This window comes from Chryseobacterium sp. KLBC 52 (genome assembly GCF_003347605.1).
GTDB lineage: Bacteria > Bacteroidota > Bacteroidia > Flavobacteriales > Weeksellaceae > Chryseobacterium.
In genome coordinates this window covers 35,837-57,807 of record NZ_QDFZ01000023.1, presented here as the reverse complement: position 1 = coordinate 57,807, position 21,971 = coordinate 35,837, and the positions used below count along the sequence as shown (strand labels likewise).

Genomic DNA, 21,971 nt, shown 5'->3' with positions numbered 1-21,971 from the left:
CTGCTCGATCCCAAATAAACCTCAAAGGTTTTTGAAACCTGTTAGGTTTGCTTTAATTCATCAAAAAATTTAAACTATTAAGGAAGATTTAAGAAAAAAAGTACCGTTAAGATAAATCATTCTGATTTTAAGCTTACAGCGAAACGTTACTTACTGCTCTATCCCAAATAAACCTAACAGGTTTTTGAAACCTGTTAGGTTTGCTTTAATTCATCAAAAAATTTAAACCATTAAGGAAGATTTAAGAAATAAAGTACCGTTAAGATAAATCATTCTGATTTTAAGCTTACAGCGAAAAGTTACTTACTGCCCTATCCCAAATAAACCTAACAGGTTTTTGAAACCTTTTAGGTTTGATACTCATACAAATCTGCATTTATTATCTTCCTCAAACTGTTAAAAAACGGTTAAACTCTCCTTCTCTAAATAGCCGAAAATTTATTTTTACCTAGGTTTGCAAAACTTTCTACAGGCTTTGTCTTTCCGACAAATACCCAATCTTTAATTATTACTTAAAAAAATTATGAAAAAAAGCATTCCGTTTTTTATTATTTCGATGTTGCTAAGTCCATTGGCAACGGCTCAAACCACTCAGGTAAGAGATTTTGTTATTGAACCACAGATTCAACCCAATTTTTATATTTATAAAACTTTCGGAGTATTCGGAGGGAAAGAATATTCTACCAATGCGGTTTATCTGGTGACAAAAAAAGGAGTTGTTTTGTTTGATGTTCCCTGGCAGAAAACACAGTATCAAAGTCTTTTAGATACTATTCAGAAAAGACATAACCTTCCAGTTATTGCGGTATTTGCCACTCATTCGCATGAAGACAGAGCCGGAGATTTAAGCTTTTATAATAAGAAAGGCATCAAAACCTACGCTACAGCGAAAACCAACGAGCTTTTGAAGAAAGATGGAAAAGCAACTTCTACTGAGCTTATTAAAACAGGAAAGCCATATCGCATTGGTGGAGAGGAATTTATAGTTGACTTTCTTGGGGAAGGACATACTGCTGATAATGTAGTGGTTTGGTTTCCGAAATATAAAATACTGGACGGAGGATGTCTTGTCAAGAGCAAAGCAGCCGTTGATCTTGGCTACACGGGAGAAGCCAACGTTGCCCAATGGCCACAAACCATGACAAAACTTAAAAACAAATATTCACAAGCGACCTTGATCATCCCTGGACACGATGAATGGAAAGGAGGCGGACACGTAGAACACACCCTTGATCTTCTGAATAAAAAATAAATTTAAAGAGCCCTGGCGAATGCCAGGGCTCTTTAAATTTAAAACCATCATTTTAATGTTGTATATTTTCTAAAAGTTGTGATATTTTTTCAATTTCTTCCATTGTATTGAAGTAATGAGGGGATAAACGGATTGCATGATCTACATTTCTAGAGGTAAAATCAATTAATGCATCCTGTCTGCGGTTTTCCTTAAAAAACACGTTATGATCACTCAAAGCTTTATGAATCTTTTCAACCTTTCCATCTGTCTGGCAAAAAGTCACAATACTGCTTAGCCTGTTTCCTTTATCAAGTACTTTGAAACCATTATTCTGCAGATTAATTCTTAAAGTATCGGTCAATTTCCGGTTGTAATTCTCAATTTGATCCATTCCAATCGCATTGGCATAGCGTAAAGCCTCTGCGAATCCAGCTAAAGCAACATAAGGTCTTTCAAAAAGCTCAAATCTTTTAGCAGTATCATGGAGCTGAAAATCATCAAATAATGTCCATTGAGCACCAAAACTATCTAAAAACAGAGGATACATTTTCTGGTTTAATATTTTATCTGAAACGTATAAAAATCCAGTTCCTCTGGGCCCTCGCATAAATTTCCTTCCGGTTGCCGTCAGAAAATCACAATGGATTTTTTCTACATCCACCACAATCTGTCCTACTGACTGACAGGCATCCACAAGATACAGAACATCATACTGTTTACATAACTTCCCCACTCCTTCTACATTCTGAATTAAACCGGAATTGGTAGGAATGTGAGTAACAGCAATTAATTTAGGGTTATGTTTTTTGATCAGATTTTCAAAATCTTCAAGATCCAATTCATGGTCAGGAAGATTGGCCACTCTGATGATTTCAATACGATATCTTTTCTGCAACGAAATAAACGCAATCTGATTAGAGATATAATCATCATTGGTGGTGATGATACAATCTCCTTCTTTAAAATCAATACTGGATAAAGCTTTTGCATATCCATCTGTAGAACTGCTTACAAATGCAATATGGGAAGGTTTTGTATTAATCAATTTTGCAGTCTCTTCATAAAACTGATTGATGATATCAGGGTTTTGCACCGCCGCTGCATATCCTCCCAATTCCTGTTCTTCATATAAAAACTTAATGGTAGTCTCCACAACCGATTTAGGCATTAATGAAGCCCCTGCACTGTTTAAAAATATCTTATCCGAACATCCCGGAGTTTCCTGTCTTATAACCTCTAAATTCATTTTATCAATCCTTACAACAAATGTACTTTTAATTTTTGCTAAATAGGCCTATAAAAAATCCCGAATTTTCATCCGGGACTCTATTTTTTATTCAATGATTTTAATCTAAAACACTCCAACCTCTTTTTGGGTTTGTGTTTGTGGAAACTTCCTGCTCATTAACGATAATATTTTCTTTTCTCTGACCGATATAATCCAGCTCGCTCAGTTTAGAGAAGATAATTTCAAGGCTTCTCAACATCTGTTGAATATAAAGCAATGGTTCACCACAATTATGGTGGTCATAGTTTGTTTCTGCTACAATAGACAACTGGTTCAGTAAAGTATGAGGGGCAATTTCACTCCATTCCAAACTGTAGTTCAGCATTTCCTCCAATTCTGCAGGAACAAGAAGCTGGGTTGAATTGTATAAATGAAGCGCCAGTCTCGCAAAAGACTCAATTAAAAATACTGGCGGCTGCCAAGGCGTAATATTTCTGAACTGGAAATACATATCTCCAAAAGTATTCACCATAGTAGTACACAAGAACTTAACGTTTTGTGCCAATGCGGTATTCTGATTTTTATGGGATGCTTTCTGAATGATTTTAAAAGCATACTGCTGAAGATTTCCGATAGACTTCGCATAGCTGCTGTAATAATCCACCAAAGCCGGATGACTCTGTACAGAAGTACAAGGTGGAATAAAGTTGGAGTCCACCTGAGCAATATTTCCTTTTAAATCTACCTTACCGATGATAAGATAATTTCCTCCGGAATAGCTGCTGTTTAAAGACGTTACAGGAAGCAGTTCAATATGGTGATTCGGCTGTGCACTCGGGTGGCGTGGCGGAATTTCCTCAGGATCAATATCTCCAAAAGGTACTTTATCAAAAGGATTTACAGAGATCAAAATATAATATTCACCATCAGCCTGCTCTTCATTCATTGATTTCGCCAATGATTTCACGCTGATTCTTCGGTCCGTAAGTTCAATACGGTACCCTGCCATTGTCACAGCGCTGCAACGCTTGATGACCAACTGTACATCATTGGTTGCCGTGTTGTGAACATCAAAAATGGTACGGTCTGTAAACTCATTGGAAATAGGTAGAAGCCCGTAGTTATATGTAGTAATTCCAAGGGAATTGGAATCTCTAATGGTATCAATTAAGAAATTATCCTGATCATTAAGGTGTCTCTGGGAAACTTTCATCCCATCCACCCAATTGATGGCAAAATGTTTAATAGGCTGTATCATGTTTAATACTTTTTAATTTTTTGTGTTTATGATTTTCTTGTGACTCCCTCCTCTTCATGCTGAATAACTCTCTTACAAATCACCACTTCATTTTCAGAAATGTTGTTTGTCGTAATGTCGTGGTCGAAATCTATATATTTTCTAAAGCTGAAAAACGATTTTTTGGTGTAGAAGATCCAGTAATAAGGTTCATTTCCTTCGTCAGAAAGATGAATAATGGAACCTGGATTTTTGTGGTTGTAATCATCTACTACTCTATAGAACCAATCTCCGAAAGTAACCCCTGTAGGAAGTGTTTTCGCTTTAATTCTGAAACGGTTGGTATCTTCCAGTTTCTTGCTCAGTTCAACATTCAGTACCATTAGTCTGTCAAAATCTGCCCCTTCAAAATCTGGCAGCTTCTGCTCCGGTGAATATCTCCATGTTTTATAAATATCAAAAGGAATGCTGATAAACTGGATATAGCAGTAATAAAATACCATCGGAACCACAAAGATCACCATACTTGTTGCCGCCATCACAGCGTATCCTGTGCCTTTGCTCATCCAGTTGAAGATCAGGGTGAAAAGATATCCGCCCAAAGCAATACACGTCAATGAAAGGATAGATTCAAACAAAATACTCATTGCCAGAGAATCAATATGCTTTTTGAAATATTTATGCAGCAGATTCACATGAATAATCCCAAAAATAAGGTAGATCACCTGTGCAATAAGATACCAGTACGGATTAAAAAGATTTCCTGCAAATCCAAAAACGCCCGGGATAGCCAGACATAAGCTGCAAAGGAGTACATATATAATAATAACTTTAATTTTGATCGCAGGTTTATTTCTCCTGATTACACCGAGTATAACCATCATAATAATTGCGATTAAAGGCATTAAGATATACCTTAAAAAAATACCTTTTACTGAAGAAATTTCCATTTGTTTCTTTTCGAATTTATACTTTGTTGGTAGTTGTAAATATAATAAAATAATTTAGAGGAATGTAGAGTATCCAAGGCGGCTGGCATTTCTTCCATCGTCTTCAAGACTGAATGAATATTCCTCTTTTTCTGTAACAAAATTCTCTTCCACATCCACTGTTACAGGAAGAAAATAGTCATACAGTGACTGAAGCACATTTCTGAACGGACTTCCCGGAATATACTTCTTCATATCCCCATAAGGAATAGGGCCAATGTTCACCACCCAGTTTCGCTGCCCGTCCATATGAGGACCGCTTGGAATATAGGTGACTCCCAATCTTGAATTTCCCAATAACATGGAATCATCATTTTTCTCAATTCCGTCAATAATATTAGGTGAAAAAGTTACTTGTACCGGTACCTGCAGAAAAGCAGTCATACATCTTTCAAACCATCTTTTGTCTCCTCTGATCTGATGGAAAAAAGGTAAAATATGCATAAAAATATAGGCACTCTGCTTGTCCAGCATTTTGATCATGGGCCAAAGCTCACTTACTGTTTCCAGCAAAGAATCTGTACTGCTGGTGATATCAAATTCTGATTCTTTAAGCAAAGCACTGATTTCCGTAAAAAATACTTCCAGCTCAAAAGGTCGGAAAAACTTACGGGCATCATCCTCTACCCTTTTCTGTTTACGGATTTCCCTTACCACAGTATCAACATTCTTTCTGGAAGCTCCCAGAGACGGCGGATGAAATAATCCTTCCGGAAGATAGTCGTAAATACCTTCTCTGTAACTCTCTATAGTAAAAACTTCCTCGTCAAATCCTAAATAACTGCTTGAAATACTTTTTATATCCTTCAGGTAAGCCCTGTCGTTCACGCCGACACGCTCAATGAATATATTGCTTACCGCACGATGGTATTTCAAGAGGTTTACAGCCACAGCTTCAGCCTTAAAGTCTGTCTGCAGCTTATTGTAATGCATATCTACAATATTATTCTCATACATAGTGTTTCCTCTGATTATGACTTGTAAAGATAATATATCTCATAAGTTTGAAAAAATATTTTTACAACAATTTTATCCTAAAAGTAGTAATTTATTGACACTAATAGGAATATTTTTCTACAAATTCCGTGAAAATACGGTAAATAGCCTATTTATTTGCTTTTTTAAATTTAAAATTAACTATTCAGAATCAATCGATTAAAGGGTTTTAATTTATAGTTTAAAGTTCAAGGTTTAAAGTTGTGATTCACGTTTTAAATTGTAATCTGTATTGTTCTCTGCTGTCCCTTTATTACCGGAAAAATTCAAGCCGTCAAACCTACTGTAATTGCTTCTTTTATTTAAATTAAATTTTATTAATATCATCATATGGAATAAATTCAGGATAAAGCATGCTCATTCCGAAAGCGGGCCGTATCTTTGCAGACTGAAAATTGTTATTTAAAATGAAAAGTATTTATTCTAAAATTCTGATTTTAGCATTCATGGCCTCTTCACTTTATTCTTATGCGTGGGGATTAACGGGACACAGAGTGATTGCAGACATTGCACAAAACCACCTTTCCCGCAAAGCAAGAAGAGAGATTAAAAAGATCATGGGAAAAGAACGTCTCGCTTACTGGGCAAACTGGCCGGATTTTATCAAATCGGATACCACAGGTGCATGGAAGCAGGCTTCATCATGGCATTATGTAAACATTGATCCGATGACTGATTTTAAAGCATTTGAACAAAATTTAAAAGCACAGGCAGGACCAAGCCTTTATACACAGGTAAACACATTGTCAAGTCAGATCAAAGACAAAAACACTTCTGAAAAAGACAGAAAAATTGCTTTAATCTTCCTTATCCACATTATGGGAGATCTTGCACAGCCTCTACACGTAGGAAGAGCTGAAGACTTAGGCGGAAACAAAATCAATGTTACCTATTTCGGGGAAAAAACCAATTTACACTCTGTTTGGGATGGAAAGTTAGTAGATTCTCAAAAATACAGCTATACTGAATATTCTAAACTTCTGGATATCAAATCTAACGAAGAAGTGGCACAGATCCAATCCGGAACCCTGGAAGACTGGTTGTATGATTCTCATAAAATCGCCAACAAAATCTATGCACAGACTCCAAACGATTCTAAATTAGCTTACGACTATCAGTACAAGTTTAATGAAACAATGGAAAGACAGCTTCTATACGGTGGATTAAGACTGGCAAAAATATTGAATGAGCTTTTCTAAGTAGATTTCGAATTGCGGGTTGCGGGTTTTTAACCCAAAACCATTTACAATATAGCTCTTAGAGATAAAAACGGGACTTCGGTTTCGTTTTTTTTTGTTCAAAGTTTAAGGTTTAAGGTTTAAGGTTTAAGGTTTAAGGTTTAAGGAAATTACGGGATTCTAAGTAGTGTTTTCATTATTAATTTAAATTTTATCCCGTCATCAAGAAAAAGATCAAACTACTCATTATCAGATAATTAAATTTATTTAAAATAATACTAATACCTTCTGCATTATTCATTGTACAAAAAATATTGCACCTTGTGTAACCTTTTTACCTTTTCATACGTATATATTATAGTAACTCTTTTTTGAGGATAAAATAAATGAGACAATTAAAAATCACTAAGCAGGTTACCAACAGGGAAACTGCTTCATTAGACAAGTATTTGCAGGAAATTGGTAAAGTGGAACTGATCACTGCGGACGAGGAAGTAGAATTGGCACAAAGAATACGTGCAGGCGACAGAGCCGCACTTGAGAAATTAATCAAAGCCAACCTTCGTTTCGTAGTATCTGTATCTAAACAATACCAAAATCAAGGTCTTTCTTTACCCGATTTGATCAATGAAGGTAACTTAGGATTAATGAAAGCGGCAAAAAGGTACGATGAAACTAGAGGTTTCAAATTTATCTCTTATGCAGTATGGTGGATCCGTCAATCAATCTTACAGGCATTGGCTGAACAGTCAAGAATTGTAAGATTACCGTTGAACAAAATTGGATCGATCAACAAAATCAATAAAGCATACGCTCACCTTGAGCAGGAAAATGAAAGACCACCTTCTCCGGAAGAATTGGCTGAAGTTCTTGACATGAGCGAGGAAGATATCAAAGAATCTATGAAAAACTCCGGAAGACACCTGTCTATGGATGCGCCTTTGGTAGAAGGTGAAGATTCTAATCTTTATGATGTATTACGTTCAGGAGAATCTCCAAGTCCTGATAAAGATCTGATGCTGGAATCTCTACAAATTGAGATTGAAAGAGCATTGAATACTTTGACGCCAAGAGAGGCTGATCTGGTAAGATTGTACTTCGGACTGAACGGAAAACACCCAATGACTTTAGAGGAAATTGGTGAAACTTTCGATCTTACAAGAGAGAGAGTTCGTCAGATCAAAGAAAAAGCAATTAAGAGACTAAAACACAATACCAGAAGCAAGATCCTTAAATCTTACCTGGGTAAATAATTTTAGCGTAAAAAATTTTATAGGCGGAGTCTGGTTTCAGGCTCCGTTTTTTTATGGATGTAACATTTTTCAAGGTTTGTTCAACTAATTAAAATCATATCCTTTGATCACCTGTATTAGCATTGAAATGATTAATTTTAGTTGCTTTGGATATGATGCTGATCTTCAACCAAAACAAAACATACTATGAAAAAAATATTTTTCGCTTCTATTCTGGCTTTATCTCTAATTTCCTGCAGCGAAAACAAATCGAAGCAGGCACCTGTAGTAGAAAATGCAGTTGACAATGCTGAATCTTCAGTTTCAGGAGCTATTAAGAAAAACACCAGATACTCCTCACGTGAGGGAAACCTTGTTCATGAAATCTATCAGGAACTTATAAAAAATGACAAAGCTTTACAGGATCTTGATACGAGAATAGACAATATTCAAAAGGAAGCTGAAACCTCCATTTCGGAATATGATGATATTATCGGTAAATCGGAAACATATTATAATGATGCAACGGCACTATCAAATTCGGTAACCGATTCTGTTACAAAGAAGCAAATTGAAAAAGAGATAAAAGCAAGTGCTGAAAAATATAATGTAAAAACACAGACGATCAAAGACCTCATCGCAAAAATAAAAGCAAACAGGACCACACTTCATGATCAATATCTTGTATTCAAAATCAGAAAAACACTTCCTGAAATTGAAAAATATCAAAAGGCTCACCCTCTGAAAACAGATAGTCTCAATCAATTTATCAACAAGCAGAATACATTGCTGCAAGAACTGAAAAATTTAAAATAAAAACCATCACACTTCATGAAATATACTACCCAATGGCTTACCGATAAAAGCCGAGTAAAAGACCTCGTAGACTTTTTTATTACCCATAAAACAGATTCTTATATTTCTCATGGCGAAATGATGTCCGGCAGAGCCATAGACTCTCACCATTGGAATCCTGATCTTGAACTGATCCTGACAGAACAGTTGATCACCGATTTTAATTCTGACGGCAGTTCCAAACTGAATATTCTGATCGCAGAAAATGAAGGTGGAGAAATTGTCGGTATGATGGTTTTCAACGTCATCAACAGTCCTTTTAAAAAATACGCCATTCTGGAGGATATGCTCCTGGATCAATCTGTAAGAGGTCAGTCCCTGGGAAGTACCCTTTTGGAGAAAGCCATTCATGAATCTAAAAACTGGAATATCAGTTTTATTTTATTGGAAAGCGGAGTCAACAACCATGGCGCTCACAACTTTTTCAGTAAATATGGTTTTAAAAAAGTATCGGAGAGTTATATTTTAACGTTATAGAGTAATCAAACAGAATCTTTCGCAACGTTGTGAAAATCTGCAAAAAACAATATCCATGAAAACTATTTCAATCATCGGAGCCGGAATAGGAGGACTTACCCTCGGAAATGTACTGAAACAGCATCAGTATGATTTTACGATCTATGAATCTGCTCCCGAAATAAAACCCGTAGGAGCCGGAATTATGATGGCCGTCAATGCCATGCAGGTTTTTGACCGTTTGGGTTTAAAAGAAAAGATTGAAAATGCAGGTAATAAGATCCATAGAATCGTTATCGCCAATGAGTCTTTGCAGACCATCTCCAAAACAGAAATTCTGGAATTGGAAAAGCAGTATAATTCCTGTAATGTTGCCATTCACCGGGCTGAACTTCAGAAAATTCTGGCAGAAAACCTTTCGTCTGATTGTATCAAATTAAATCATTCATTACAAAAAATAAGAAAAGAGGAAAACTATATTTTAGATTTTGACAATGGAACCCGGATTGAAAGTACCATTGTTTTTGGTGCAGACGGCATAAAATCTCCTATCCGTAATCAGATCCTGAAAATGGGTATCATAAGAAACTCCGGGCAGAAATGCTGGCGTGGACTGGTAGATTTTGATCTTCCGGAAAAACATCATCAGGAAGCTTTTGAAATGTGGGGCAAAGGAAAACGTTTCGGTTTTGTAAAAATTTCTGATAGAAAAGTATACTGGTATGCCTGTATCAATGAAAAAAGCTTCGGGAGATATCTTGAAATTGCAGAGATTTTTAATGATTTTGATCCTTTGGTCTTACAACTTATTGAAGCTACAGCAAACGAAGATATTATTTGTAATACAATTTCCGACCTCGCTCCTATTCCCAAATGGTATTCTGAAAATCTATGCCTGATTGGTGATGCTGCTCACGCCACAACTCCCAATATGGGACAAGGTGCCTGCCAGGCCATTGAAGACGCTTATATCATTGGGAAATTGCTGGAAAGTCATCAGGATTTCAATACTATTTTCAAAAAGTTTCAAAGTACCAGAAGGAAAAAGGTTGATTATATCGTTCATACAAGCCGTACCATCGGAAAGGTTTCTCAATGGGAAAAAGGGAATTCCCTACGTAACTTTCTGTTGGGTTTAATTCCGGAAAGCATAAATCAGAAAATGGCAAAAAAAATCATTGAACTGGAAATGTAGTTCATTATTATAAAAATTGATAAAAATTTAAAAATCATCAACAATTTATTAATAACAACTAAAACTTAAAAACATGAAAAAAATCTTTTATGTATTGCTCCTGCTCATAGGAGTACATACAGCACGAGCACAGGAAGTCCCGGTACTGGACAGAGCTTTATTCTTTGGTAACCCGGAAATTGCCGGAGGACAGCTGAGTCCCGATGGGAAATGGATTTCCTTTACAAAAGAATATGAAGGGATTATGAATATCTGGGTAAAAAAAATTGATGAACCTTTTGAAAAAGCACGTCCTTTAACAAACAGCAAACGCCCGTTGAATGGATATTTCTGGACAGAAGACGGAAAATATATTCTGTATGTAAAAGATAATAACGGTGATGAAAACATGAATATTTTTGCAGTAGATCCTATGGCAAAAGTAACAAAAGGAGTTCCGGAATCAAGGAATATTACACCGCTTAAAGACGTAACTGCCAGTATCTACATGGCAAGCAGAAAAGATCCCGATTTGCTGATGATCGGATTGAATAACCGCGATAAAGCATGGCACGATCTGTATTCGGTGAAAATTTCTACAGGAGAACTGAAAAAGATTTACGAAAATACAGACCGTATCACAAGCTACGACTTTGACTGGGATGAAAAATTGAGAGTTCTTTCCAAAACGGATGATAAAGGAACGACACAGTTTTTTTATAAAGAAGGTGATAAACTGACTCCTATTTACGAAACACTGGTTACAGAAAGTGCTTATATCTCCAACTGGAACGAAGACAATTCTAAGTTTTATCTGGTAACCAATAAAGGAGATCTTGATAAATCTGCACTATTCCTGATGGATCCGAAAACAAAACAGATTACAAAAATAGAAAGTGATCCTAAAGATAAAGTAGATTTTGGAGGACTGTTCCTAGACAGAAATACAAGAAAAATGATCTACACTTCTTACACCGGAGATAAAACAGAATATTACTGGAAAGATAAAGCCTGGGAAGCTAACTACAAATTCCTGCAAAGTAAATTCCCTGGAAGAGAGGTTGGTTTTGCAAGTTCTACCAATGATTATTCTAAGTTCCTTGTTTCTGTAGGAGGAGATAAATATGCTTCAGAAGCCTATTTCTTTGATGCCAAGACAAAACAGCTGATATTCCAGTATACACCAAGAACAGAACTGAAAAAAGTTGAAAAGTATCTGGCAGCAATGACTCCTATCAGCTACAAAAGCAGTGACGGACTTGAAATTCCGGCTTACCTGACTTTACCTGTAGGTTCATCTGGCAAGAATATTCCTGTTGTTGTTTTGGTTCATGGAGGCCCGAAAGGTCCAAGAGATTATTGGGGATATAACTCAACCGTACAGTTTTTAGCTAACAGAGGGTATGCCGTGCTTCAGCCTAACTTCAGAGCAAGTGGCGGTTATGGTAAAAAGTTCCAGAATGGTGGAGATCTTCAGTGGGGAAAACTGATGCAGGATGATATTACCTGGGGCGTAAAATATCTGATCGATCAGGGAATTGCAGATAAAAATAAAGTAGTCATCATGGGAGGAAGCTATGGTGGATATGCAACGCTGGCCGGGCTGGCTTTCACTCCGGATGTATATGCTGCAGGAGTAGATATCGTAGGACCAAGTAACTTATTTACTTTACTGGATTCAGTTCCTGCTTACTGGGAAGCTGCCCGGGCATTCCTTTATGGGATGGTAGGTGATCCAAAAACGGAAGAAGGTAAAAAACGTATGCATGATGCAAGTCCCCTATTCAGTGTAGATAAAATCAACAAACCTTTACTGATTGTTCAGGGAGCTAATGATCCAAGAGTAAAGCAGGCTGAAGCAGATCAGATTGTCATCGCTCTTCGTGATAAAGGAAAAAAGGTAAACTACATTCTTGCTGATGATGAGGGCCATGGATTCCGTAAACCTGTGAACAATATGGCGATGTATGCTGAAATCGAAAAATTCCTTGCTGAAGTAATCGGAGGAAGATATCAGAAAGAAATGCCTGAAAATGTGGCAAAACGTCTGAAGGAAATGACGGTTGATATTTCAAAAGTTACTTATACACCAGCAAAGACTGAAAAAGCAGCAGGAGCTTCTAAATAAAAGCATTTGCATCAATTACATAAAGCCATCTCGTGAAAATGAGGTGGTTTTTGTTTTTAGCTAAATTATTAACATTTTTCTTATTAAAATTATACTCATCAATTACATAAAACCAACACATTACATTTGAATATTAATAATAAAAATTACTATTATGAATGTAAAAGAAAAAGAAAAATTGAAAAGCTAGTTAAAAAGCAATTGTCTCAATTTATTACTCTTAAAAGACTTACTAAAAAGAATAATAGATTGGTGAATCCGGTAAGTTTCCTAAGGAAAGTAACTTTAGCAAAGGAGTTTGCATCTAAATGTACATATCAAAATTATGACTTTGAAGATGGCAAAGCTTACTTTGACAAAGAAGTTTCCAAAGCCTGTAAAGTAATTATTGATCATTACTTATAAATAAATGTAAAAGTAATAAGTATGCAGATATAAAGACACTTTGCAGGGTAGTATTTAAAACGCAAAGGTTTCATTTTTAATCTGTAGTATTTTAAGAGAGCAAAGCCAGAATCAATTTCATTGATTCTTTCTAAGCAAATGTATAACTTATAGCTTCATCAGCGACAAAGTCGCAGCTCATTGCCTCCTAAAATTAAGCATTAGAATACTCTATTCTTTGCGTCCATAAAAAGTTTCCCTACGACATGTATCTGATCAAGAAAAGCTGCCTCAATAAGAGACAGCTTTTTACTATAGTCTGATTTTATTTAGTAGGTTAAAGTAACACCTGCACCCCAGCCCATTTCATTATCATAATTTCCTGAAAGAGACAGCCATTTCTGAACGATATATCTCAATCCTGTTGAGAACTCACCATCTGAATTGACACTGAAATTTCCTCTCAGCCTTCTGGAAAGCGGTATATCTTCTCGGCTAAGTTCCAATAACACTTTTCCGTTTTGATCAACACTTGCGTCAGCAGTAATCAGCATTGGCAATACATACTGCATACCAACAATGAATGCAAATCTATTTTTCGAAGCCTTCTGCTGTCCGAACCAGGTCTTTTTCCCATGAAAATCCATTCCCAGATCTTCTGCCATCTGTCTCTCCATGATCTCATGATTTTTCTGAACCCTGATTCCTGCATAAGGTAATGCCCATTGAAATTTTCCTAAGAAACGCCCTACCTTTGCACTTCCTTCAAAATGATCAAAATTCCAGTTGGAATGAAACTCATTCAGATTGGCCCATCTCGGTCCGAACATCGTCATTGTTTCTGCGTGGATCTTATTACTTGCAACATCCAGCATCGCCATGGAACTGGTCATTTTATTATCCTGTATAAAGTTTTTCCAGGCCAGTTTTCTGTTCGGAAGCTGAGGATTGGGTTTTGAGTTTTCATAACTGAAGATTCTTCCCATTCCAGCCATCATATGATATAGAATATGACAGTGGAAAAACCAGTCGCCATCCTGATTCGCAGCAAATTCTATTGTTACGGTTTCCATCGGCATGATATCCACAACGTTTTTCAATGGAGAATACTCTCCTTTTGAATTAATTAATCTGAAATCGTGACCATGAAGGTGCATCGGGTGACGCATCATAGAATTATTATACATCTTGATTCTAAGAACCTCTCCTTTTTTAATCAGAATTTTATCTGTTTCTGTAACCGTTTTATTATCCAGTGTCCACAGATAATGATTCATATTCCCCTCAAGCGTAAATTTCATTTCACGAATGCTGTCTGTGGGAAGAATGGTTTTCTCAGGAGATTTCAAAATATTGTAAGACAGTCTTTTGATTGTTTTCTCTTCTTTCATCTCCATTCCTGAGTGTTGAGAATGATCTTCTTTCTTATCATCTTTCGTCTTCACACCCATCATTTCATTGATATGCTTCGCTGTAGTTTTCCTTTGATTTTCAGACAATTCCGGATACATCACTTCATTCATATCCATCATTTGATTTCCCATCGTCATATTCATCGGCTTCATATTTCCGCTCATTTCCATCATACCATTCATCATTTTCATTCCTTCAAAAAGCATTAATCTTGGAAGATTGGGCGCTTCAACCTTTTCACCTGAACCCAGCCAGAGAGAAGCGTGCCCTATCCTGTCTTCAGAAGTCGCCCTGAACTCAAAGCTTTTGTTTTCAGGAATGGTCACTTCAATATCATAAGTTTCAGAAACTCCTACAATCAGACGGTCGACTTCTATTGGAACAACATCATTTCCGTCATTTCCCACTACTTTTATCTTTCCTCCACCATAGTTCAGCCAGAAATAGGTAGATGAACCTCCATTGGCAACTCTCAGTCTTACTTTATCACCAGCTTTTACATTAGAATAATCTGAACTTGGTGCACCATTGATTAAGAATTTATCGTAATAAACATCACTTACATCCATGGCTTCCATTCTTTTCCATTCATTCAGGGCTTTTGTTCCTAAATTCCCGGACTTAATGGCTTCCCAGTAACTCTGTACCGCATTTTTCTTTACCGCATACCAGTCTGTATTGGCCATATGAAGCCTTCTTGCAATCTGCATCGGATCATCATCACTCCAATCTCCAAGTAATACCGGAATTTCAGCATTGTATATTGTTTTCGGCTCACCTTCTCTTTTTTTGAAAACCAGAATACCGTTCATCCCAATCTGTTCCTGAAGGGCTTCATGAGAATGGTACCAGTACGTTCCATTTTGCGAGATTCTGAATTTATATAAATGCGTCTCGCCCGGTTTTACAGGCTTGGTCGTAAGATAGGGAACACCGTCATGCTCATTGGGAAGGATCACTCCGTGCCAGTGCAGCCCTGTATTTTCTTTAAGCATATTGTGCAGATAGATCTCTGCAGTATCTCCTTCGGTAAAATATAAAGTCGGAGCCTGAAGTTTACCATTGATTGCAATGGCTCTTCTGTTTTTTCCTGTAAAATTGACGATAGTATCTTTTACATACAGATCATAACGAATCGTTTTTCCTCCAAAAGTAATCTTTCCATTTTCTGAATTACGTTTTAAAATAGATTTTTCTTCTTTAGGATTTTCAGCCTGTGTATGGGACTGAGCTTCTTTTTCTACCAGCTCCATTCCACATTTAGGACATTTTCCCGGCTTGTCCGAAACTATTTCCGGATGCATAGTGCAGGTATAGGTAGTTTGAGCTTGAGTTAAAGCCTGATTTTTTACCGGCAATACCTTTTTTACCTCTGGCTTAACAGAAGATTTTATAATCTTAGTTTTCTCAGCAACTTTTGCTTTACTAACTTTATTTATTTTAGTTTCTGTGGGTTTTGTTTTCGACTCTGTTTTAGGGACAGGTTTCGTTTCCGGTTTTGCAACTACTTTGGGTTTTATGATAACGGTCTTTTTTACCAGGGTCATTCCGCATTTGGGACAGTCTCCAGGTTTTGAAGACACTACTTCCGGATGCATCGGACAAGTATAATACGTTTTTGTAGTTTGTGCAAAAGTAAAAACAGTGAATAACAGCATCAGAAACATTACAAGCTTTTTCATAATATTTCGAACTTTTTGCAAGTTGTACAGCTTAAAGTTAAAGATAACCTAAAACCATACAACTTATTGTTTTAAAGAATAATACAGCAATTATTTAATTTCTGACTTTACACTTCCGCAAGAAAGCATAGACTTCCCATAGTATGGGTTAGCGATTTGTTTTTCATCGCTTAGCCAGCTTCCGTCTGCCATTGGGCAATATTGAACGTAGACTGGTTTTTCAGAAAGTTTGAATTGTTTGGTCAAGGCGATCATATTATCCGAAAGATTGAAAAAGGTTTCCCTTTGTGCTGCAATAGTTCGGGAATCAGAAATTACAGAAGCGTCTTTTCTTAAAACATTAAGATTTCCCTCAGAAACTACTTTATAATCAATGGCTGAAGCTGTCTTGATAAATTCTGTTGCGGCTTTTGAAGTTTTATCCGCATCATCCGAAGCTAATGCTGACTTGATAGCAATATAATTCTGATACAGTTTAGAAACCTGCGCATCCTTTTTAGATTGTGCAGATAATGACACGATTGAGAATAAAGATAGGGCTGCTGTGATAATATATTTTTTCATTGTTTTAAATTTTAGAATTAATTTTTAATAAAGAATAATGGATCACGCATCGGTAAATGCGTCAGAACATGTCGTCCCATAGCAGTACATGTTTATACCGGAAACGACTGACGGATTCTAAATTCTAAAATTACAATGATTGATGTAGATAGGGACCGGCCGGAATTCAGGCGGCGCATTAATCTGAATTTGAGTAAATTTGGTTGCAGAAAACGATTTGTCAATAACAGTGAACTGATGTTTCACCGGAATTTCTGAAACTGCACTTAAGAAATCCACATTCAGATAATCTGATTTCTGTGAATCGTCTACTTTTACGATTTTGATCTCCGTTTTGCAGCATCCTTTTTTTTCCTTAACGCCGCATTTAGCACAGATATCATCCGCTTTCTGGCTTACAGAAACAAATTCTTTCATACAATAATGAATGCTAAAAGCTGCTCCGGAAGAAAACCCGAAGTAGAAAATAGAAAACACTATGGCAAGAATCTTTTTCATTGGTAAGACAAAGTTAAAAATATATCTGAAACCGTTGTTATAGAATTTGGTAATGTTGTTATAAAATTCGGGTAAACAAAAAAGCCTCCGGATTCTCGGAAGCTTTCTGCTATTTTATTTTTAATCGTAACTATAGTTTGAATTCCAGTTTCACATTAAAGAAACGTCCTGTAAGACGTACCGGAACAGGATACATATAATTGCTGTTATAGTCTGTGATCCATTGGTTGGCAACCGTATTATTGATATTAAATGCATTGAAAACCTGAACACCTAACGTCAGTTCCTCAAAATTACCCCAGAAACCGGATCTCTTATTTTTTTCTTTCGGATCAATAAAGACCTTTGTTAATCCTAAGTCTACTCTTTTATAAGAAGGCAGCGTCTGCTGATAATTATAAGCTGAACCAAAATCTGGTTGTCCGTTGCTGTTAAACATTACAGGAGCTCCCGTAGGCAATCCCATAGCATACACTAAGGTAAGGTTCACACGCATACTCGGAAAGCTTGGCATATAATCCTGATAGAACATCGCAAACCTCAACCTCTGATCTGTAGGTCTTGGAATATCTCCTCTGCCATCTATATTTTCATACACTCTGGCATAACTCGCAGATAGCCAAGAATCTACACCTGGAACAAATTCCCCGAATAATCTGGTATCAATACCATACGCATATCCTTTGGAATTATTCTGCCCTGAGTAACGGATTCTTACATTATCCATATAATACGGGATCAGGTTATCCAATTTTTTATAATAAAGTTCCGTAGTAAGCTTGAATGGTCTGTCGTACATCTGGAACTCATAATCATTGGCAAGAATGACCTGGATAGAACGCTGCGATTTTATATTAGAGTTAAAATTACCATCCAAATCCTTGATTTCTTTATAGAAAGGAGCCTGGTAGTAGATTCCCCCTGAAATTTTGAACAACATATCGCTGTCCCAATCAGGCTTTATCGCAAACTGAGCTCTTGGAGAAAATATTATTTCTTTATTAAAACTCCAGTTCGCTACACGTACTCCCGCATTCACGAATACTTTACTGGCTCCCCAATAAAACTTCTGTGAATACTGTGCATAGGCAGAAAGTCTTGTTGGTTCGATATTATTTTGTCCGGCAATATAATAAGCAAGCTTAAGATCTCCTGTAGTTCCGGTTCTCGGGTCAATGACTTCGGGTCTTGGAATGCTGTATCCTGCAGAATCTACCAATTTCCATTCGTTGGTAAGATCTTTCAGATTTTCTTTTTCATATTTAAATCCAACCTCAAAGTCTGTATTGACATTGGGGGAGAATTTTGCTCTGAACTGCGTCCCATATGTTCTTACAAACAAGTCATTTCTGGCATGTTCTATCTGCCCTCCAACATCGAAAGACGTTACAGGTTGCTGCGTAACAGGATCAAAAGTCTGAAGCTCGTAGGCTGACTGTATTGTGTAATACTCTCTTTCTCTGTTCTGATAAGCAAAGGCATCCAGGGTAAGCTTCCATTTGTCTGCAGGCTTATAGTTCATGGAAAATGTACCCATCATATTTTTATACTGGTCATTTTCCTGTCCTCCATAGCCAATATTTACGGTTATAGGCTGCTGAAGGCTTCCGAATGTAACACTTTTTGCCCTTGGGATCATTTCATAATCATTCTTGGAATAATATCCGATGAATGACATCGTGAATTTATCACTGACATGATAGTTCAGATAAGACTGAAAATCCCAATAGGTTGGATTAAAGTCTGTATCTTCTTTTAAGGTATTAAGAACAAGATTGGTGTTTCTGTATCTACCGGAAAATAAGGCTGTAAATTTTTTATTTTTTGAAGCCAGACCTGTTGTAAGCCTGCCTCCGATTAAACTTGCCTCCCCTGAAACTTCAAATTTTTCAGGCTCACGGTAATAGATATTTAAAGCAGAAGACATTTTATCACCATATTTGGCTTCAAATCCTCCTGCAGAGAAATTCACTGTGGAAACCATATCCGGGTTAATGATACTCATCCCTTCCTGCTGAGAGTTTCTGATCAGGAAAGGTCTGTAGATTTCAATATCATTAATGTAGATAAGGTTCTCATCATAGTTTCCACCACGAACCATATATTGTGAAGACAGCTCGGTGTTGGAGTTTACGGAAGGTAGTGTTTTAAGCAATCCTTCAATTCCTCCATTAATAGAAGCTACTGATTTCGCTTCTTTCGCTGAAATTCTTACGTTGGTAAGGTCATTGGTTCTTCCTGTTGCTTTTTTCTGGAAGACAACTTCCTCTATATCGGTTACTTTAGTAGTCGCTGTATCTTTTTTCCTTTGTTGGGAGAAAAACAGTACAGGGACCATAAGGCTTAGCGGTAAAACTAGTTTTTTCAAAAGAAATGTTTTAGAATTTCTAAAATTAATGTTTTTTTAACAATTACAAAATCGATTCTCTAATTCTTGTCAATTTTTGTAACAAATCTTCTAATAAATCTAATCTTAACATGTTGGCACCATCAGATAATGCCGTTTCCGGTGTAGGATGCGTTTCGATGAAAATTCCGTCTGCTCCTACGGCAATTCCTGCTTTGGCAACGGTTTCAATAAGATCTGGTCTTCCTCCTGTAACGCCTGAACTTTGGTTAGGTTGTTGTAAAGAGTGTGTAACATCCAAAATCACTGGAGCGTATTCTCTCATCGTAGGAATTCCTCTGTAGTCTACGATCAGATCTGTATATCCGAAAGAATTTCCTCTTTCAATAATCGCTACTTTCTCGTTATTGGAATCTGTAATTTTCTGAACCGCAAACTTCATCGCTTCCGGAGAAAGGAACTGCCCTTTTTTCAAAGTCACACATTTTCCTGTTTGGGCTGCAGCCACCAGTAGATCGGTCTGACGTACAAGGAATGCAGGAATCTGTAAAACATCTACATATTGTGCTGCTAATGCCGCATGCTCATTTTCATGAATATCGGTTGTGGTAGGAATATTGAAGGTCTCTCCTACTTTTCTAAGGATTTCAAGAGATTTCTCTTCACCAATGGTTGTGAAAGAATCTACACGGCTTCTGTTAGCCTTTTTGAAGCTTCCTTTGAAGATATAAGGAATATTGTATTTATCGGTAATGCTGATTACTTTTTCAGCAATTCTTAATGCCATATCTTCCCCCTCAATAATACAAGGTCCGGCAATAAGGAAAAAGTTTTTTGAATCTTTGTGCGAAATATTATCTAAATACTGAATCATTTTTGTTGTAATTAAAAAGTTCAGTAAAAATACTGAGAAAGTTTCACAAATGGAAATTATTTGATTGCTTTAACAGGCTATGGCTGCAATAGTTTTTGGCTTTTGGATTTCCGATTATTTATTGATAGATGCTTCGACAGGCTCAGCATGACAACGCTAATACTAGCTGTGATATTAAAGTGAAAACCAGAATAAGAAGCAGAGTAATCAAAAAACTACTGAATCTCTAATTATTAACTCGTAGATGCTTCGACAGGCTCAGCATGACAACGCTAATACTAGCTGTTATATTAAAGTGAAAACCAGAGCAAGAAGCAGAGTAATCAAAAGACTTCTGAATCTATGATTCTTAAAGTAATAGATGCTTCGACAAGCTCAGCATGACAGCTCTAATACTATCTGTTATATTAACATGAAAAATATAATAGCTAATGATTTATCCAATTATCCAAAAAGCATCGGTTAATGCTACATTAAAAGTTAATTTATAACGGTGTCATGCTGAGCCTGTCGAAGCATCTGCAATAATATATTTAGAATTTCTTCAAAACCTTCTCAAACATATTCACACTCCTGCTGGTAAACTGATCTTTTAGACTTTTCCTCCCCTGCACTTTTCCCAAGATAAAATCTGTGTAAATCTGAGAAATCTGTGGGAAACTCTACATAGCTACAAAGATAGGTTTTGGCTGAAGCCAATGGCTTTCACTTTTATGGATAAACTATTGAATCTAAAATTATTAAAGTGATAGATGCTTCAACAAGCTCAGCATGACAGCTCTAATACTATCTGTTTTAACATGAAAAATATAATAGCTAATGATTTATCCAATTATCCAAAAAGCATCGGGTTAATGCTACATTAAAAGTTAATTTATAACGGTGTCATGCTGAGCCTGTCGAAGCATCTGCAATAATATATTTAGAATTTCTTCAGAATCTTCTCAAACGTATTCACGTTCCTGCTGGTAAACTGATCTTTTAGGCTTTTTTTACCCAGCACTTTTCCGAAAGTTGAATCTAAGGTATTTCCTTTCGGAATCTGCCAATAAAATATATCATTAACGATTGCAGCCTTTTCATTTTCTACCTGACCTGCTTTCTGAAACTCTTCCATTAAAACCTTATCCACTCCCGGAATTCCGACAAAACCATAAATATGAAGTTCGTCTTTTTTTTCAAAAGGAATACTGTTCCAGAAAACTTCTGTTTCTTCCTGAGATTTTACAAACAAAAAGGCTTCATAAGAAAAATGTTCCGACATCGCTTTTTCCAGAATGGTTTTTAATTCTGTCGTATTTTTATCTGAAGAAAAAACAATATTTCCGGAAGCCAGTATTGAACTCACTTCTTTCATCCCTGCATCTTTAAAAACCTGGCATACATCCGCCATTTTCATATTGGTTCCTTTTACGTTGACGCCACGGAGAAAAGCACAGTATTTCATCTTTTTCAGGTATTAGGTTTGTTTTGAGTTTGAGGGTTTGAGAGTATTAGAGTGA

General features: G+C 36.5%; 18 protein-coding genes. 8 read left to right on the top strand and 10 right to left on the bottom strand.

The genetic code is table 11. The annotated features are described in order from the left end of the window. Positions 1-523 precede the first annotated feature (523 nt). A complete protein-coding gene (blaIND, locus tag DDF69_RS20210; protein WP_114822359.1) occupies positions 524-1,252 on the top strand; it encodes an IND family subclass B1 metallo-beta-lactamase in 729 nt (242 codons plus the stop codon). 52 nt (positions 1,253-1,304) lie between these two features. Here the strand turns inward: blaIND and DDF69_RS20205 are convergent, their stop codons facing one another. The 4 genes from DDF69_RS20205 to DDF69_RS20190 form a co-directional block, all read right to left on the bottom strand. Further along, complete coding sequence (locus DDF69_RS20205; protein WP_228412060.1) at positions 1,305-2,480, bottom strand: aminotransferase class V-fold PLP-dependent enzyme; 1,176 nt, start codon at positions 2,478-2,480, stop codon at positions 1,305-1,307. Positions 2,481-2,580: 100 nt separating this feature from the next. After that, complete coding sequence (locus tag DDF69_RS20200; protein WP_034697821.1) at positions 2,581-3,720, bottom strand: hypothetical protein; 1,140 nt, start codon at positions 3,718-3,720, stop codon at positions 2,581-2,583. Positions 3,721-3,746: 26 nt separating this feature from the next. Beyond that, on the bottom strand, positions 3,747-4,649 hold the full coding sequence (locus DDF69_RS20195; RefSeq protein WP_114822357.1) for a TssN family type VI secretion system protein: 903 nt from the start codon (positions 4,647-4,649) through the stop codon (positions 3,747-3,749). Positions 4,650-4,703: 54 nt separating this feature from the next. Next, the gene (locus DDF69_RS20190; RefSeq protein WP_114822356.1) at positions 4,704-5,645 is read right to left on the bottom strand and encodes a type VI secretion system baseplate subunit TssG; all 942 of its coding nucleotides are present in this window, start codon (positions 5,643-5,645) and stop codon (positions 4,704-4,706) included. Positions 5,646-6,091: 446 nt separating this feature from the next. On the opposite strand from DDF69_RS20190, the gene DDF69_RS20185 reads away from it, so the two are divergent. From DDF69_RS20185 to DDF69_RS20155, 7 genes are all read left to right on the top strand, one after another. Further along, positions 6,092-6,883: a S1/P1 nuclease gene (locus DDF69_RS20185; RefSeq protein ID WP_114822355.1), complete on the top strand. Its 792-nt coding sequence runs from the start codon at positions 6,092-6,094 to the stop codon at positions 6,881-6,883. Positions 6,884-7,248: 365 nt separating this feature from the next. Beyond that, positions 7,249-8,115, top strand: a complete 867-nt coding sequence (locus DDF69_RS20180) for an RNA polymerase sigma factor RpoD/SigA (RefSeq protein ID WP_002979276.1) — start codon at positions 7,249-7,251, stop codon at positions 8,113-8,115. A 186-nt stretch (positions 8,116-8,301) separates the two neighbouring features. Further along, entirely contained in the window at positions 8,302-8,910 is a 609-nt protein-coding gene (locus DDF69_RS20175) for a hypothetical protein (RefSeq protein WP_114822354.1), read from the top strand. Between the two features lie 15 nt (positions 8,911-8,925). Next, positions 8,926-9,426: a GNAT family N-acetyltransferase gene (locus tag DDF69_RS20170; protein ID WP_114822353.1), complete on the top strand. Its 501-nt coding sequence runs from the start codon at positions 8,926-8,928 to the stop codon at positions 9,424-9,426. A 55-nt stretch (positions 9,427-9,481) separates the two neighbouring features. Then, a complete protein-coding gene (locus DDF69_RS20165; RefSeq protein WP_114822352.1) occupies positions 9,482-10,600 on the top strand; it encodes an FAD-dependent monooxygenase in 1,119 nt (372 codons plus the stop codon). Between the two features lie 73 nt (positions 10,601-10,673). Beyond that, positions 10,674-12,707, top strand: a complete 2,034-nt coding sequence (locus DDF69_RS20160; RefSeq protein ID WP_114822351.1) for a S9 family peptidase — start codon at positions 10,674-10,676, stop codon at positions 12,705-12,707. A 126-nt stretch (positions 12,708-12,833) separates the two neighbouring features. Further along, positions 12,834-13,112 (top strand): hypothetical protein, encoded by a 279-nt coding sequence (locus DDF69_RS20155; protein ID WP_114822350.1) that lies wholly within the window; start codon positions 12,834-12,836, stop codon positions 13,110-13,112. Between the two features lie 308 nt (positions 13,113-13,420). On the opposite strand, the gene DDF69_RS20150 is transcribed toward DDF69_RS20155, so the two are convergent. From DDF69_RS20150 to DDF69_RS20125, 6 genes are all read right to left on the bottom strand, one after another. Further along, a complete protein-coding gene (locus tag DDF69_RS20150; RefSeq protein ID WP_114822383.1) occupies positions 13,421-16,171 on the bottom strand; it encodes a multicopper oxidase domain-containing protein in 2,751 nt (916 codons plus the stop codon). Between the two features lie 105 nt (positions 16,172-16,276). Further along, complete coding sequence (locus DDF69_RS20145) at positions 16,277-16,750, bottom strand: DUF3347 domain-containing protein (protein WP_114822349.1); 474 nt, start codon at positions 16,748-16,750, stop codon at positions 16,277-16,279. Between the two features lie 117 nt (positions 16,751-16,867). Beyond that, positions 16,868-17,248 (bottom strand): HYC_CC_PP family protein, encoded by a 381-nt coding sequence (locus tag DDF69_RS20140; protein WP_228412058.1) that lies wholly within the window; start codon positions 17,246-17,248, stop codon positions 16,868-16,870. 130 nt (positions 17,249-17,378) lie between these two features. Next, the gene (locus DDF69_RS20135; RefSeq protein ID WP_114822348.1) at positions 17,379-19,616 is read right to left on the bottom strand and encodes a TonB-dependent receptor plug domain-containing protein; all 2,238 of its coding nucleotides are present in this window, start codon (positions 19,614-19,616) and stop codon (positions 17,379-17,381) included. A gap of 43 nt (positions 19,617-19,659) precedes the next feature. Then, positions 19,660-20,469 (bottom strand): 3-deoxy-8-phosphooctulonate synthase, encoded by an 810-nt coding sequence (gene kdsA, locus DDF69_RS20130; protein WP_034697782.1) that lies wholly within the window; start codon positions 20,467-20,469, stop codon positions 19,660-19,662. A gap of 922 nt (positions 20,470-21,391) precedes the next feature. Beyond that, a complete protein-coding gene (locus tag DDF69_RS20125) occupies positions 21,392-21,916 on the bottom strand; it encodes a DUF1697 domain-containing protein (RefSeq protein ID WP_114822347.1) in 525 nt (174 codons plus the stop codon). Between the last annotated feature and the right edge of the window lie 55 nt (positions 21,917-21,971).